Here is a 14785-nt window from a genome sequence, read left to right on the forward strand (position 1 = left end):
TTTACTCCTCCTCCGTCACATGAAGGTTCTCATTTTCCAGTATATTGTCATTTTCCTGCATGCCGAATTCTACATGGGATTCTATCCATTTACGCCTTGGTTCCACTTTATCCCCCATAAGCGTAGTGACACGTTTATCCGCGCGCGCCAGGTCATCGACGGTCACCCGGACAAGCGTTCTTGTTTCAGGATTCATTGTAGTCTCCCAGAGCTGGGTGGCATCCATCTCGCCGAGGCCTTTATAACGCTGAATGGCGTAGCCTTTTCCGACTTTTGATATAGCTTCCTGCAGGCCTTCTTCATCCCACGCGTATTCGATCTTTTCTTTCGCTCCACTGCCTTTACTCACTTTGTATAACGGCGGCAGAGCAATGAATACTTTGCCGGCTTCAACGAGCGGCCGCATGTAGCGGTAGAAAAAGGTGAGAAGAAGCACCTGAATATGGGCTCCGTCCGTATCAGCGTCGGTCATGATCACGATTTTATCATAATTGCTGTCTTCGAGGGAGAAATCCGTGCCGACACCCGATCCGAGTGCGTAAATGACGGTCCGGATTTCTTCGTTTTTCATAATATCATCGAGTTTTGCCTTCTCCGTATTTATGACCTTCCCGCGGAGCGGCAGAACCGCCTGAAACTTCCGGTCCCTTCCCTGTTTAGCTGATCCGCCGGCGGAATCCCCTTCGACAAGATACAGTTCATTATTTTCAGTGTTTCTCGACTGTGCCGGCGTCAGTTTCCCGCTGAGCAGTTCTTTTTTCCGGCTTTTTTTGCCGCTGCGCGCTTCTTCTCTTGCTTTGCGGGCAGCTTCCCGGGCCTGCGCGGCTTTCATGGCCTTTTTGATCAGCATCGCACTGACGGAGGGGTTTTCTTCAAAGAAATATGTCAGTTTTTCCGAAAAAATCTGATCGACGGCTGATCTTGCTTCAGGTGTTCCGAGTTTGCTTTTCGTCTGTCCTTCAAACTGAAGCATGGACTCCGGCACCCGGATCGCAATAACAGCGGTAAAACCTTCCCTGATATCCGAACCATCCAGGTTTTTGTCCTTTTCTTTCAGGAAGTTCATTTTCCGCGCGTATTCATTAAATGCACGCGTCAGAGCCGTCTTAGCTCCGGATTCATGGGTTCCTCCGTCTTTGGTGCGTACATTATTTACAAAAGACAAAACGTTGTCTGTGTAGGCATCGTTGAACTGGAACGAAATCTCCAGTTCAATATCCTGGCTCACTCCTTCAAAGTAAACGACAGGATGAAGAACTTCCTTATCTTCATTCAGGTATTCCGTAAAGGCCTTGATCCCCGTCTCATAAACAAATGTTTCCGAAACCGGTTCTGCCTCCCGGTTATCGGTCAGGCGGATGGAAACACCACTTAATAGAAAAGCGGCTTCGCGCAGCCGTTCGGCAAGCATTTCATATTGATAGGAGGTGGTTGTAAAAATCGACGAATCCGGTTTAAAACGAATGGTGGTTCCAGTCTTTCTTGTTGTTCCCTCTTCTTTCAGCGGGGTTACCGGTTTTCCGCCGTCGGCAAATTCCTGCCGGTACACGCCGCCGTCTTTATGAATAACGACCGTGAGCCATTCCGAGAGCGCATTGACGACAGAAGCTCCGACCCCGTGAAGACCGCCGCTTGTCACGTAACCACCCTGTCCGAATTTCCCGCCAGCGTGAAGAACGGTGAAAATGACCTCCGGCGTGGATTTACCGGTCCGGTGCATGCCGGTCGGAATCCCTCTGCCGTAATCGGTGATGGAGATACTCTGGTCGGCATGAAGGGTAACATCTATCACGTTTCCAAATCCCGCCAGCGCTTCATCCACGGCATTATCAAGAATCTCGAACACGAGATGGTGGAGGCCGCGGCTGTCGGTACTTCCAATATACATCCCTGGTCTTTTACGGACTGCTTCGAGTCCTTCAAGCACCTGTATTGAATCATCATTATAATCAAAGGTCTGTGTCAATGACGTGTACCCCTTTCTCTTGCAAGCAAACCTGTATACTACACTATAACACATAAAAGCAGAACATACGTTTTATTTTTTTATAATCTGATAATAATCTCCCGGAAAAACAAAAACACTGGTCTCTTCTTATTACGTTGTGAAACGAGAAACGCTCATCTGTAGAAGGATGAGCGTTTGTTTATCATCAAGATAACCGGGCAAGTTCAACCTTGATACACTTATCCATAATGACCGTCATCCCGGATTCTTCAGCAGTCCGGGCGGCTTCCTCACTCACAAGTTCCAGCTGGGCCCAGAACACGCCGGGAACGTCCGGCATCGCGGCTGCTTCTTCAGCGATACCCGGGAGATGCTCTGTGCGGCGGAATACGTTGACGATATCAACGTGTTCCTGAATGTCACCGAGCCGTGCAGCTGCCTTCTCACCCAGCACTTCCTCCACGTTCGGATTGACCGGGATAATGCGGTACCCTGCCTTCTGCATGGCTTCAGCGACCTGATGGGAAGTCCGCGTGGGATTACCGGACAAACCGACGACCGCAATAGTGGTACTGTTTTTTAATACAGAGGATATTCTATCTTCGGAGGGATTGTGAAACATGTTCATGTCTCATTTCTCCTTTTCTATAGATTAGTCAAAAAATCCATTATCCGTCAAGTACTCTCTTGCAACAATACTTGGATCTGCATCGTTATAATCGACCATATAGTTCATCTGCTGCATTTCTTCATTGGTGATTTCACCGGAAAGCTGGTTCAAAATACGTTCCAGTTCCGGATGGGCTTCCAAGGTTTTCTGCTTCATGAGCGGAGCACCCTGGTAAGGTGGAAACAGATTTTTATCGTCTTCGAGAACGCGCATGTTGTATTCCACGATGTCGGCACTGGTGAAATAGGCGTCAATAATATCAACTTCTCCTACTTCCAGCGCACGGGCGCGCAGACCTGCATCCATCGTTTCCACATTCTCAAACGTTAAACCATATACCTCCTGAATACCCAGATACCCATCCTGCCGGTTGGCAAATTCAAACGTGAATCCCGGCGTTAACTGATCAGTATACGGCCCCAAATCTGAAATGGTTTCAATGCCGAGTTTCTGTGCCTGCTTTTCTCTCATCGCAAGGGCATATGTATTGTTGAACTGCATCGGTTCAAGGTACGCCATATTGTATTCCCGTGCCATGCCTTTGGCAGCACGTTCATATACTTCTTCTTCCGTGCTTCCCGGTGAGGCAGTCTGGTCCAGCAGGGCTGTCAAGGCAGTGCCGGTGAATTCGGGATAAATATCTATTTCATCGACCTGCAGTGCATTAAAGGCAGCAGCCGTACTGCCAAAACCGGACTGCACCTCTACATTCAAATCTGTCTCGTTTTCAATCAAGTGATGGTACATATTAGCGATAATTTCCGGTTCCGCTCCCATCTTACCACCAATGACAAGGTCGGGTTTTTGATTGAAGGAAAAAAGCGGGAGCGCGACAACAAGAAGAGCCGCACCGAGAACGGCGGCTACCGGCGTTAAGGCTTTACCTTTGGACGTTTTTTCAGTTACCCGGAGTATAAAATCAAAAAACAGTGCAAGCAGAGCAGCAGGAATGGCTCCAAGCAGAATATAAGCGTTATCCGCCCGGTCGATGCCGGTCATAATAAAATCGCCGAGTCCGCCCGCGCTGATCAGTGCCGCCAGGGTGGCGGTTCCGACAATCAGCACCATGGAGGTACGGATACCAGCCATAATAACCGGGATCGCCATCGGGAGCTCTACTTTGCGCAGGCGGCGGAATGAAGACATTCCCATACCGGTAGCAGCTTCTTTAACCGCCGGGTCTACTTCACTGATTCCCGTGTACGTATTACGCAGAATAGGAAGGAGCGCATAAGCCGTCAGAGCAACAACGGCCGGAAACGTTCCGATTTCATTAAGAATAAGAATCATGAAGCCGAGCAGTGCGAGACTTGGAATCGTCTGAAGTACCGCTGCAGCACCGATGACCGGCTCAGCCACCCGTTTTTTTCTGGACAGGTAAATACCGAGCGGTACCGATATGAAAACAGCGCATAACAAAGCAAGCAGTGACATATGTATGTGCTCCCAAAGCAGTGTCCAGAACATGTTCTGCCGGTTCTGGAAGAGGTCCAGCATCTCTTGGAAAACTCCCATCTATACGGACTCCTTTCCTGATTCCTTATGAAACTGCTGCATGTAGCGTACGATATCTTTATAGCTCAGCACACCGATCAGTTTTCCGTTTTCGATAACGGGGAGTGCATCGACATCGCTTGTTTCAAAATACTCTACCGCTTTTTTCAGCATCGTCTCCGGGGAAACGGTTACGGAATGGTCCTCTATTTCCCCCTCCCTGCTGCGTCCGAGAAAATGATAATCGCTGTCGAAAATGTACATCGGGGCCGGATACAGCGGGGAATTAGGAAGGTCAGCCACATTTACGCTGTGTTCGCTTTTACAGCTCATCATCTTTTTGACAGGCGTGTCCCACTCATTGGTCCGGTCTCCGATGAAATCCCTGACAAAATCATCTGCGGGATGATGAACGAGTTCATGGGGCGTGCCGGTCTGTACAATCCGGCCCGATTCCATCAGGCAGATGCGGTCCCCGATAGCAAGAGCCTCATCCATATCGTGGGTGACAAAAACGATTGTTTTTTGGATCCGCGACTGCAGTTCCTTCACGTCTTTCTGCAGCTGTTCTCTTGTGATGGGGTCAAGTGCGCTGAAAGGCTCGTCCATAATCAGAATATCAGGGTCCGACGCAAGCGCACGAACGACCCCGACACGCTGCTGCTGTCCGCCGGATAATTCTTTGGGCATCCGGCGCCTGTACACGGATGGATCGAGTTCCACCATGTTCATCAGTTCATCCACCCGGTCCGAAATCTGATTTTTGCTCCATTTACGCATTTCCGGAACGACAGCGATATTTTCTTCAATTGTCATTGTCGGAAACAACGCAATCTGCTGCAGAACGTATCCAATGTTCCAGCGCAGTTCCTGCAGGTTCCACCTTGTTAAGTCGGCACCCTCAATGCGGATCGAACCTGATGACGGTTCAATCAGCCGGTTGATCATTTTCAGGGTCGTTGTTTTACCACAGCCGCTCGGGCCGATTAAGACAAACAGCTCCCCTTTTTTTATTTCAGCCGTAAAGTCATCCACGGCTTTTGTTCCATCCGGAAATGTTTTGGTGATGCTTTCAAATGTTATCATCGTACCGTTCTCCTCTTGTATTCAGGTAAATAGTCCATGATAAGAGTTAATATCACATTTTTGTACTTTTTAAACCCGTTTTGAACATCAGAAGACATCCTCTGTAAAACAAGCGGCATATCATACTTACAGAGAATACAGCTTCCGGTATTTGGTTTCGAGATAATCGAGCAGATAATCCGGATTAATGGATTCACCAGTTGCCTCTTTTATAATTTCCACCGGCGTTTTGCTTTTTCCGTATTGATGTACATGGTTGGTCATCCATTGTTTGATTGGTTCGAGGTTTCCTTCCTGCAGTTTTGTATCAAAATCAGGGATATCACGCCGCAGCGCATCGTAAAACTGAGCGGCATACATATAACCGAGCGCGTAGGAAGGAAAGTACCCAAATGCTCCGAATGACCAGTGCACGTCCTGCAATACACCTTTGCTGTCGTCAGGTGGCGTGATACCAAGGTATTCCTGCATCTTTTCGTTCCAGATACGAGGCAGATCCTTCACTTCAATATCTCCGTTTATGAGCTGTTTTTCTATCTCGTAACGAAGCATAATATGCAGGGTATAGGTGAGTTCATCGGCTTCGATGCGGATAAGGGAAGGCCCGGCCGTATTAATGGCGCGGTAAAATTCATCAAGTGTCACATCATCAAACGCACTGCCTGCTTCTTCCCGCAGCATGTCGTAATGATACTCCCAGAATGCCTTCGAGCGGCCGACCACGTTTTCCCAGAACAACGACTGGGATTCATGGATGCCCATAGAAGCCCCGTCGGACAGTACTGTTGCCTTCCATTCCTGCGGGAGATTCTGTTCATACAGCGCATGACCACCTTCATGAATCGTGCCAAACAATGCGGTTCTAAAGTCGTTTTCATCGTAATTCGTGGTGACGCGGACATCCGACGGATTCAGCCCGAGGGCGAACGGGTGGGCTGTTTCATCAAGACGGCCGGCTGCAAAGTCATATGTCATACGGCGAAGAATGTTACTGCTGACAGCCGTCTGTTTTTGTTTAGGAAATGGTTCAAACAAAATAGACGTGTCCGGTTTTACAGACGAAGCAGCAACCTCATCGACGAGCGGCTGCAGACGCTTATGCAGGCGGTTGAAAACGTCGTCCAGCATCTCGGTTGTCATCCCCGGTTCATAATCTTCCAGAAGAGCATCATAGGGATGTTTATCATATCCCCAGTACTCTGCAAAACGGCGGCTGAATTCCACGAGTTTCTCGAGATACGGACGAAGCATTTCAAAGTCGTCTGCTTCTTTGGCCTGTTCCCAGACTGCTTCTGATTTTGCTGCCAGTGTGCTGTATTCCTGATACTCTTCAGACGGAATCCGGACGGAACGTTCGTACTGTTTTTTCAGTTCTTCGGCGGCTTTGCGGATCCACGGTGTGACCTCATCCTCTTTGTATGCCAGAATAGTATCGACATAATACGCGGTTTTATCGGAAGTTGTTAATTGAAACAGTTCTGTCGACAGCCTGCCGACAGCTTCGGCACGGTCGTCCGTGCCTTTCTCGGGGATTTTGGTTCTCGCATCCCACTCCATAAGGCCCAAAGCCTGTTCATAAGCATTCATCGTATACATATGTTCAAGAAACTGCTGTTCGATTTTGTTTATGGTATGACTCATTGTTTCATGGCTCCTTTTGCTTGTGTTACGGTCAGCGTATCATAAACGCATATTGTTATCATTTTTAAAGGCTGTATATTCCGTGTTATAACAGAAAAAGAAAGGAAGGAGATATCTCATGGTCTCATTTCGCATAACAGAAGACGCAGCCCGGCTGTACAAACAGGAAATGGAACTGACCGATGGTGATTATGTAAGGCTGTTTGTGAGGGTCGGCGGCGTAGGATCCGGAGGTTATTCGATGGGAGTGGCCAAAGAAAAACCTGAAGCAGGATCCGCTGTGCTTCAGGTTGATGGCATTTATTTTTTTGTTAATCCCCAGGATCAATGGTATATGGACGGAATGGTTGTATCCTATGATGCGCAGATTGATTTACTAACGTTTGAAAATCCCAACATACAGGACTTGACCAATCCGCGTTAATGTCATGACCATCTCCGGTTCAAATGGTATTTCCATGCCCGGTCAAGCTGCGCTTTCGCCTGTTTGACAGCCTGTTCCTTCTGTCCAGCCGATGAAGGTGCTTCCGGAGTGTTTAACATTTTCTCCGCGTTTCCGACCGCCTGTTCAATCTTCAGCAGCGATTGTAGCTTTTCTGTATTCAGTATATGCTGCAAATCCTTTTCCCCTCCCTGAAAACATACTACCTTATAAGTATATACAGCGAAGGGGATCATTATGCTACATTTTTGGAGGTTTCTGCCCCCAGAATTGATAATAGTCGGTCTTGATTTTCCCGTTATAGAGCTTTCTCTTCTTCGTGGCGCTGTTTCCGTAAAATGTTTCAAACGCTTCGTTCGATGTAAGAATGTAGACAGACCATGTATCCAGCGGACGGAATGCCTCCCCTATGTCCCGGTATAGGATCTCTGTTTCTTCTTTTCCGCTGAGCCGCTCACCATACGGAGGATTGGACACAAGACAGCCGTAAGACCTTCGCGCTGTGAAGTCGGATGCCTGCATCTGTTTAAAATTTACGACACCGTACAGCCCTGCCTCCATCGCATTTTCCTGAGCCAGCTCTACAATACGATGATCTATGTCGGATCCCTGTATATCAAGCGGCTGATCGTATTCCGCTTTGTCTTCAGCCTCTTCTCTCGCCTCTTTCCACATATCGGTTCCAAGCCACTGCCACGATTCCGCCGCGAATTCCCGGTTAAAACCGGGAGCAATCTGCTGACCGATTAAAGCGGCTTCAATGGGTATCGTCCCCGATCCACAGAATGGGTCGGCAAACGGCCGGTCCGGATGCCAGTTCGTCAGCATAACAAGAGATGCAGCGAGGGTTTCTTTCAGCGGAGCGGTATTTTGGACACTGCGGTATCCGCGTTTATGCAGACCTGCACCGGACGTGTCGATCGTCAGTGTAACTGTGTCCTTATGAAGCGCAGCTTCGATTTTATACAGCCCGCCGTTCTCGGGGAACCACTCTTTTTGATACGTTTGCTTCAACCGTTCCACCACCGCTTTTTTGACAATCGACTGACAGTCCGGCACACTGTAAAGCGTTGATTTTACAGAACGGCCGACGACTGGAAACTCCGCATTGGCCGGGAGCAGCGTCTCCCATGGAACAGCTTTTGTTTTTTCAAACAGCTCATCAAACGATTCTGCCGTGAATTCGGCTGCTTTCAGTTTTACACGGTCGGCGGTGCGAAGCCACATGTTTGTTCTTGCTATGGCCTGCAGGGGCGCCTGGAACTCAATCCGTCCGTTCTCCACCTGAACGTCCGAATAGCCGAGCGCTTTCACTTCCCGTGCAACGAGAGCTTCAAGCCCCATCGTTGCGGTTGCTATTAAGGTGACATGTTCACTCATTGCATCTGCTCCTCTATGATACGGCTTTGATGGTGTCTTTCATTTATAAAGAAAAAACCCCTGTAACAGGGGTTGACCGATGCCGTGACATTCATATAAGCCATGTTCTGTCCCGTTGTGCTGCCTGCGGTTCTTCACCTCGCACGCCGGTGGCAGTCATCTATCTGCAGGGAGATCATCCCTGCCCTTTCTTTCCGTTGATTTCCTTCCGAAAGGTTCCCCTACCAACATTTGGGTTTCCCGCTCGAGGGGTTTACCGCGTTCCACTCTGTTTGTTTCCAAACAGACTACGTCACTGTGGCACTTTAAAGGTAATACGGCCATATCCGGTTAGGACACAGGCCGATTCCCCGCCATCGATCCAAAACGTCGGACCGTCCCGGCTTATTTTTTCGCCGGGCACGAACACTACAGCCGTCTCAGGCTGTGCGAGCATGGACTTTCCTCTACGCGTATCAGCGCAGCGACTGCCTGAATGTCAGCAGCACCATTTTACGGCATAGATTATTATATCCTTTTGTTCCTGGTTTGACAAGCCATGTCAGCAAAATTCAGGAGGAACTTTTGTTCATCCGCACCGCTTTTTTCGACAGCTGGTCAGCGGTACGGTTGCGGGTGGACGGAATCCATTTGATAAAACACAGACTGCACTGCGCGAACAGGGTCAGCACTTCCTCAAGTCTCGGTCTGTAAAGCGGGTGCTTCGTATACTGCTTTTCTACTGCTTCATCGACGAGCTGGGAATCCGTATGAATCGACACACCTGCCCACTCCCGTTCCACACATAGTTTCAATGCTTCCCGCAGTGCGGCAAATTCGGCTTCGTGATTGCTCATCATTTCAAGAGGAACGGCGTGGTGTTCATCGTTTCCTTCCGGATTCACAACAAAAATTCCGGCGCCGGCCGGACCGGGATTTCCTGCACTGGCTCCATCAATAAATAATTTGATCAAACCGATCCCCCCGGTTGTTTATTGTTCATAAGATTTTTTCCCGAATACCTCTTTTTCAAGATTCGACAGACGCTTTAAAATATCATAATTCGTACCGCCGGCCTGAGGCATGCTCCGGTCAGGGGATTCTTCCTGGACTTGACTGTTCACGCGGGTTTCGCGGCGGGAACCGGAGCGGGCCTGTTCCAGCTGCTGTTCGAGATCCCTCACCCGTTGTTCATACGCTTCATAGTCCTGAATAACGGTATCGAGAAATTGATCCACCTCGTCCTTATTGTAGCCTTTCATACTGCTTTTGAAATCTTTATCCAGAATATCTTTTCCTGTTAATTGAATATTATTCATTGCATCCTTCACCCCGAAAACATAAGCTTTTTGATAGAAGTAGATATTCTTTATTTTTTCAAACCTTCACTGAAAAGTCAATTTTCATTCGTTTTACTATTCGATATCATCCGCCATCCGCAGCATTTCTTCCTCCACTGTCTGCTGCAGATCATCCGGAGTAATGCGGTACACAGGATAATGGCCGGCAGATGACCTGCGCCCGGCCGCCTCCAGATAGTACTCCGGGCTTCCGGGCTGGTCTTCGGTGTATAACACAAGAAGAGCATCGGTTTTCATGATGATGAAATCGTTTTTGGCGCGGAGCTGTCCCGGATTTTCATATTCTTTTTTTGAAACAGCTTCCGAATAGTCGGCTTCAGCGATGATCTTCTGATACCGCTCTTTCGCGTGATCGGGCCAGATGCTGTCCTGGTGGAGAAACGGTGGCAGTACGGCAAGTCGGAGGCTGCATCCTTCCTGCTTTAATTCCATCACCACTTCCGCCGCCCACTGCTCCACACCAGGCTGGCCGGATACGACTACCCATTCCAGTCCCTGTTCCAGAAATCCTGAAATACGTGCCTTAACTGTTTTTTTAATATAGCCGATTTCCTCGGCTTCGGGGTTGAAAATCCCCAGTTCACGTGGTTTATACCCGCTTACAGCAAGCACTTTCATGATCATTTCCCTCCGTTATTTCCCTCAGCCGCAGCGGAATCTTTTCTTTTTTCGACAATACTTTTCATCCAATTAGAGATAAAAAGAAAGAGGCATTGTCCAAACGTGTTGATTTAACACGGATTGCAGAGGTTTATGCGCTTGCCCGGGAAATAATGAAATGCTTCATTTCCCCGGACGTATTTTGCCGGCCAGCCGTTTCTCGCGCTTGTCCAGATCGTCCCGAAGCTCTGTAACCGTGGAAACAGCACGCGCCGCACCAGTGTAATGCAGCGCTTTTTCCGGATCTTTGCATTCGTGTTCCATATATTTAGCCAGCTCCACTGCTGATTCGGCTGCGTATGCTCCGCCGCTTTGCAGGACCGTTTCTAAATAGGGGAAGGCTTCAGCAGTTTGCTGCTGTTTTTTCAAAACGAGGGCAAGAGCATAATCATAGGCAGCCTGCCATTCCTCTGATGTGTGCCGTGCTTTCTCATAACACCACACCGCTTTGTCCCATTCTTTCACCTGCTCAAACCAGCGCCCGATTTCGTATGTTTCCTCCGGAGTCGTTCCCCCTTCCAGAACACGTTCGGACAGTTCAATATAAAGTGAAATTAACGAGAGTACATCCTGCTCGTTGTGTTCGATCACCCCTTCGATTAAGACGGGATTCTGTTCTCTCAGATAATCGAAGTAAAGCATCGGAGCAAGATAGCCCGGCGTGTCATTTTCCCGAATGATGCCGAGAACTTCCTCTTCCACCACCGACAGACGGCAAGACGGCAGCACTCGTTTAAACAGGCGTCTTGCCGCGTGAAGCAGATCAAAATGTCCGAAATCGGGAAGCTTCGGAACCTCATGACGCACAAAAGTATGTCTTGTTTTCACCTGGGGCCAGTCGAAAGCTTTCCCATTGTACGTCGCGAGGTGATGAATGGAGTGCTCCATCTCCGTTAAAAAGTGGTAATAAAGGGCGGCCTCTGACTCCGGACCGGGCAGAAAATACTGCGTGACATGCACGCGTTCCTCCGAGAACCATGCTCCGCCGAGCAGGTATATCATGTTCCCGGCTCCGCCGTTAAGCCCGGTGGTTTCTGTGTCAAAAAAAAGCAGATCCTGCGGGCGGCGGCCGGATGGACGGAGTGGGTGATCCGCCAGTTCCCGCCCCCATCGTTCAAATATCTGGAAGATACTGCCGAGCCGGCGGCGCCCGTGCCGGTAATCAAGACTGTACTGTTTTTCGCGCCGCAGCACGTACTGTTCATCAAGATACAACGGGACAGCGTCCATCTCTTTCCATTTATCTAGAAACGGAATCTCCTGCTGCGGATTTTCCTTCTGTTTTGTCTGTCCATGTTCCTCCGCCTTTTCAGCAGGCTCATGGCTCATATGATGTTTCATCCGGTTCAGCTTATGTTTCAGCTTCAATCTGCCGTTCCTCCTCTAAGATACGTATCAGACGCAGGGACAGCCATTTTGCTTCTTCATCAAGATTCAAGTCCGAACCGACACACGACGGACAACCCGATGTGCAGGGGCATGACGTAATCAGTTTCCGGCAGTCATTCAGGATATTTTTCATATCACGGTGAACCGCCGAAGAGAGCCCCACCCCGCCTGGATACCTATCGTATAGGAAAATCGTCGGCCGTTCGGAGTGCGTGGCCTTCATCTGCGGTACGACATGAAGGTCACTGCGGTCGCACATCACATGAATGGGAGCGGTGTGGCGCAAAACATTGGCACACCCTATCAATGCCTGTTCAAGCGAGTTCTTTCCGAACTCATTTACTGTTTCTTCAGGAAAGCTGAGCCAGCATGCATTCGTGTGCAGCTCTTCTTCCGGCAGATGGATCGGGCCTGACCCGATATTTTCAAAGGTCGTCATTTTTATTTTTTTGAAAATCGTTGCTTTCGCGTTCACCATGACGTCGCCGAATGCTGTTATAAACGACGGGTAGTCGGTTCTTTTATCTTCTTCGAGCACCTTCAGATCTACCGCAAGATTGGCATCAGTGTAGTACTCCACTTCTACTTCCTCCACGTAGGCTTTCTTTTCGTCCCAGTCAAGCTCCCTTACCTGATACTGAATACCCTGATGAAGGTAGATGGCGTTATCGTGCAGCAGCGTCATCGCACTGAAGCGGTCCATCTCCCCGATTACTTTCGCGGAACCGGTCTCGGTCTGGTCGATAATGACGACGTTTTCCTGAGAAGCGGAGCGAAGGCTGACGCCGTGAGCCGGAAAGGCCTCATTCATCCAGTACCATTTATGCCCCCGCGGATGAAGGACCTGTTCTTCGGAGAGGTAATCAAGCACCTCCCGAATATCGACCCCGTCAAACGTTTCTCCTTCGTGAAACGGCAGTTCAAATGCAGCACACTTCACATGATCGACGAGAATAATCAGGTTATCCGGATCAGTCCGCGCCGACTCCGGATTCTGTTCCAGAAAAAAATCCGGCTGCTGGATCATATACTGGTCGACCGGGGTGGAATTTGCCACCATTACAATCAAAGACTCATCCTGTCTTCTGCCGGCACGTCCGGCCTGCTGCCAGGTGCTTGCAACGGAACCCGGGTACCCTGTCATCAGACACACCTGCAGCTGACCGATATCCACGCCCAGCTCCAGCGCGTTGGTACTCACAACACCCATCACATCACCGGTGCGCAGCCCGTTTTCGATCTCACGGCGCTGTTTCGGCAGATAGCCGCCTCGGTATCCCTGTATCGATTTCGGGCCAAGCTCTTTTTTAACGAGCTGCTGAAGATGGGTTAAAATTACTTCCACGGTGACCCTGCTTCTGGCAAACACTATTGTCTGAATGTTCTCTTTCAAAAAACGGGCAGCAAGTGTATTAACCTCTGATACCGCACCCTTTCGGATATTTAATGCTTCATGAACAACAGGTGGATTGTAGAAAACAAAATGTTTTTTTCCGCGCGGAGCGCCGTTTTCATCAATTAAGTGAAATGGTTCGCCCGTCAGTGTTTCGGCCAGTTCACGGGGGTTGGCGATAGTGGCGGAGGTGCAGATAAACACCGGCGAACTTCCATAATACTCCGCGATGCGCTTGAGCCGGCGGAGAACGTTGGCGGTATGACTGCCGAACACACCCCGGTACGTGTGAATCTCGTCTATCACAATGTATTTCAGATTTTCAAAAAGAGAAACCCATTTCGTATGATGCGGCAGAACGGCCGAATGAAGCATATCCGGGTTGGTCATGACAACGTGACCGGCTTTTCTGATCACCTGCCTGATGCCTGCATCGGTATCCCCGTCATACGTATAACTGCGTATATCCTCTCCCATATCTTCTATTAATTCATTCATCTCACTTTTCTGGTCCTGGGCGAGTGCTTTGGTCGGAAACAGATACAGCGCCCTGCTTTCCTTATCTTCCAAAATGGACTGCAGAACAGGAAGATTGTAGCAGAGTGTTTTACCGGAAGCGGTGGGAGTGACAGCCACGGTATTCCGCCGTTCTGCGCCGCTTTTCTGCAGTGCTTCAGCCTGATGAATATACAACTCTGATATACCGCGCTGTTCGAGCGCTTTTCTCAGTCTGGTGTCAAGCGTTTCGGGAAACGGGGACGTTCTGGGTGGTTTTTCATCTATCGTATGCCAGTATTCGATTCGCTGCCCCATCTCCGGGTCATTTTTCATCCAGTCCATGACTTGTTGAAGGTTCTGCTTTTGCATGCATTCGTTCACCTCGATGCTTCCATTATACCGAATATACGTTTGATTTCCAACGCATTCACACCGATAAATAAAATCCAGGCAGAAACCTTCTGTACGTATACCTGCGCCATTGTAATAGTACAGTAAGCAAAAAAACAATAACGGCTGCCCGTTATTGTAAAAGAGTAAAGATCGAAACCGTTATTTATCTGATGGTGTGATAGTCATTGATCATCTCGAGAATGGTTTCCTCTTCCTGAACATTTCCGCCCTGCTGTTTCATCCATGTGCCGGTGGGCTTCATCAAGCTGATCACTCCTCCATCTGTTGAATTGTTGTACTATACTGTTCATTATACAAAGTTGTTATAAAACAGTCAACTTCTTTTTCAGAAATTTTCTAACAACCAAGCTGAAAAAGCCCATGCAACATAAAAAACCGGGCGATGATGCCTTTGCGGCAGATAATCATCGTCCGGTATATTATCCGGGAT

General features: G+C 49.0%; 13 protein-coding genes and 1 other RNA gene. 1 reads left to right on the forward strand and 13 read right to left on the reverse strand.

Annotation, left to right across the window (positions count from 1 at the left end; translation table 11 throughout):
- Nucleotide 1: 1 nt before the first annotated feature.
- The 5 genes from parE to BM124_RS12205 all read right to left on the reverse strand — a co-directional run bounded on the left by parE (nucleotide 2) and on the right by BM124_RS12205 (nucleotide 6839).
- A complete protein-coding gene (gene parE / locus BM124_RS12185; protein ID WP_425288587.1) occupies nucleotides 2-1966 on the reverse strand; it encodes a DNA topoisomerase IV subunit B in 1965 nt (654 codons plus the stop codon).
- Nucleotides 1967-2153: 187 nt separating this feature from the next.
- Nucleotides 2154-2576, reverse strand: coding sequence for a CoA-binding protein (locus tag BM124_RS12190; protein ID WP_425288588.1), 423 nt, complete (start codon nucleotides 2574-2576; stop codon nucleotides 2154-2156).
- 24 nt (nucleotides 2577-2600) lie between these two features.
- The gene (locus tag BM124_RS12195) at nucleotides 2601-4133 is read right to left on the reverse strand and encodes an ABC transporter permease/substrate-binding protein (protein WP_093337893.1); all 1533 of its coding nucleotides are present in this window, start codon (nucleotides 4131-4133) and stop codon (nucleotides 2601-2603) included.
- A complete protein-coding gene (locus BM124_RS12200; RefSeq protein WP_093337895.1) occupies nucleotides 4134-5198 on the reverse strand; it encodes an ABC transporter ATP-binding protein in 1065 nt (354 codons plus the stop codon).
- A 126-nt stretch (nucleotides 5199-5324) separates the two neighbouring features.
- Nucleotides 5325-6839 carry a carboxypeptidase M32 gene (locus BM124_RS12205; protein WP_093337896.1) on the reverse strand — a complete coding sequence of 505 codons (1515 nt, stop codon included), beginning with the start codon at nucleotides 6837-6839 and terminating at the stop codon, nucleotides 5325-5327.
- Between the two features lie 118 nt (nucleotides 6840-6957).
- Between BM124_RS12205 and BM124_RS12210 the strand changes: the two genes are divergently transcribed.
- Nucleotides 6958-7263: an iron-sulfur cluster biosynthesis family protein gene (locus BM124_RS12210; protein WP_093337898.1), complete on the forward strand. Its 306-nt coding sequence runs from the start codon at nucleotides 6958-6960 to the stop codon at nucleotides 7261-7263.
- Between the two features lie 2 nt (nucleotides 7264-7265).
- On the opposite strand, the gene BM124_RS12215 is transcribed toward BM124_RS12210, so the two are convergent.
- The 8 genes from BM124_RS12215 to BM124_RS12250 form a co-directional block, all read right to left on the reverse strand.
- Nucleotides 7266-7457, reverse strand: coding sequence for a hypothetical protein (locus BM124_RS12215; RefSeq protein WP_093337899.1), 192 nt, complete (start codon nucleotides 7455-7457; stop codon nucleotides 7266-7268).
- 64 nt (nucleotides 7458-7521) lie between these two features.
- On the reverse strand, nucleotides 7522-8661 hold the full coding sequence (locus tag BM124_RS12220; protein ID WP_093337901.1) for a THUMP domain-containing class I SAM-dependent RNA methyltransferase: 1140 nt from the start codon (nucleotides 8659-8661) through the stop codon (nucleotides 7522-7524).
- 91 nt (nucleotides 8662-8752) lie between these two features.
- Nucleotides 8753-9140: RNase P RNA component class B (rnpB, locus tag BM124_RS12225), an RNA gene on the reverse strand.
- Nucleotides 9141-9212: 72 nt separating this feature from the next.
- Nucleotides 9213-9614 carry a reverse transcriptase-like protein gene (locus BM124_RS12230; protein ID WP_093337902.1) on the reverse strand — a complete coding sequence of 134 codons (402 nt, stop codon included), beginning with the start codon at nucleotides 9612-9614 and terminating at the stop codon, nucleotides 9213-9215.
- Between the two features lie 18 nt (nucleotides 9615-9632).
- A complete protein-coding gene (gene gpsB, locus BM124_RS12235) occupies nucleotides 9633-9959 on the reverse strand; it encodes a cell division regulator GpsB (RefSeq protein ID WP_093337904.1) in 327 nt (108 codons plus the stop codon).
- A 96-nt stretch (nucleotides 9960-10055) separates the two neighbouring features.
- Nucleotides 10056-10619 carry an SLOG family protein gene (locus BM124_RS12240; RefSeq protein WP_093337905.1) on the reverse strand — a complete coding sequence of 188 codons (564 nt, stop codon included), beginning with the start codon at nucleotides 10617-10619 and terminating at the stop codon, nucleotides 10056-10058.
- A 165-nt stretch (nucleotides 10620-10784) separates the two neighbouring features.
- Entirely contained in the window at nucleotides 10785-12029 is a 1245-nt protein-coding gene (locus BM124_RS12245; RefSeq protein ID WP_093337906.1) for a ribonuclease H-like domain-containing protein, read from the reverse strand.
- The gene (locus BM124_RS12250) at nucleotides 12013-14310 is read right to left on the reverse strand and encodes a DEAD/DEAH box helicase (protein ID WP_093337908.1); all 2298 of its coding nucleotides are present in this window, start codon (nucleotides 14308-14310) and stop codon (nucleotides 12013-12015) included. Before BM124_RS12250 ends, BM124_RS12245 begins: the two co-directional genes overlap by 17 nt.
- Nucleotides 14311-14785 lie beyond the last annotated feature (475 nt).

Origin of the sequence: Salibacterium halotolerans (assembly GCF_900115625.1) — a bacterium.
In the GTDB taxonomy this organism is placed as follows: domain Bacteria; phylum Bacillota; class Bacilli; order Bacillales; family Marinococcaceae; genus Salibacterium; species Salibacterium halotolerans.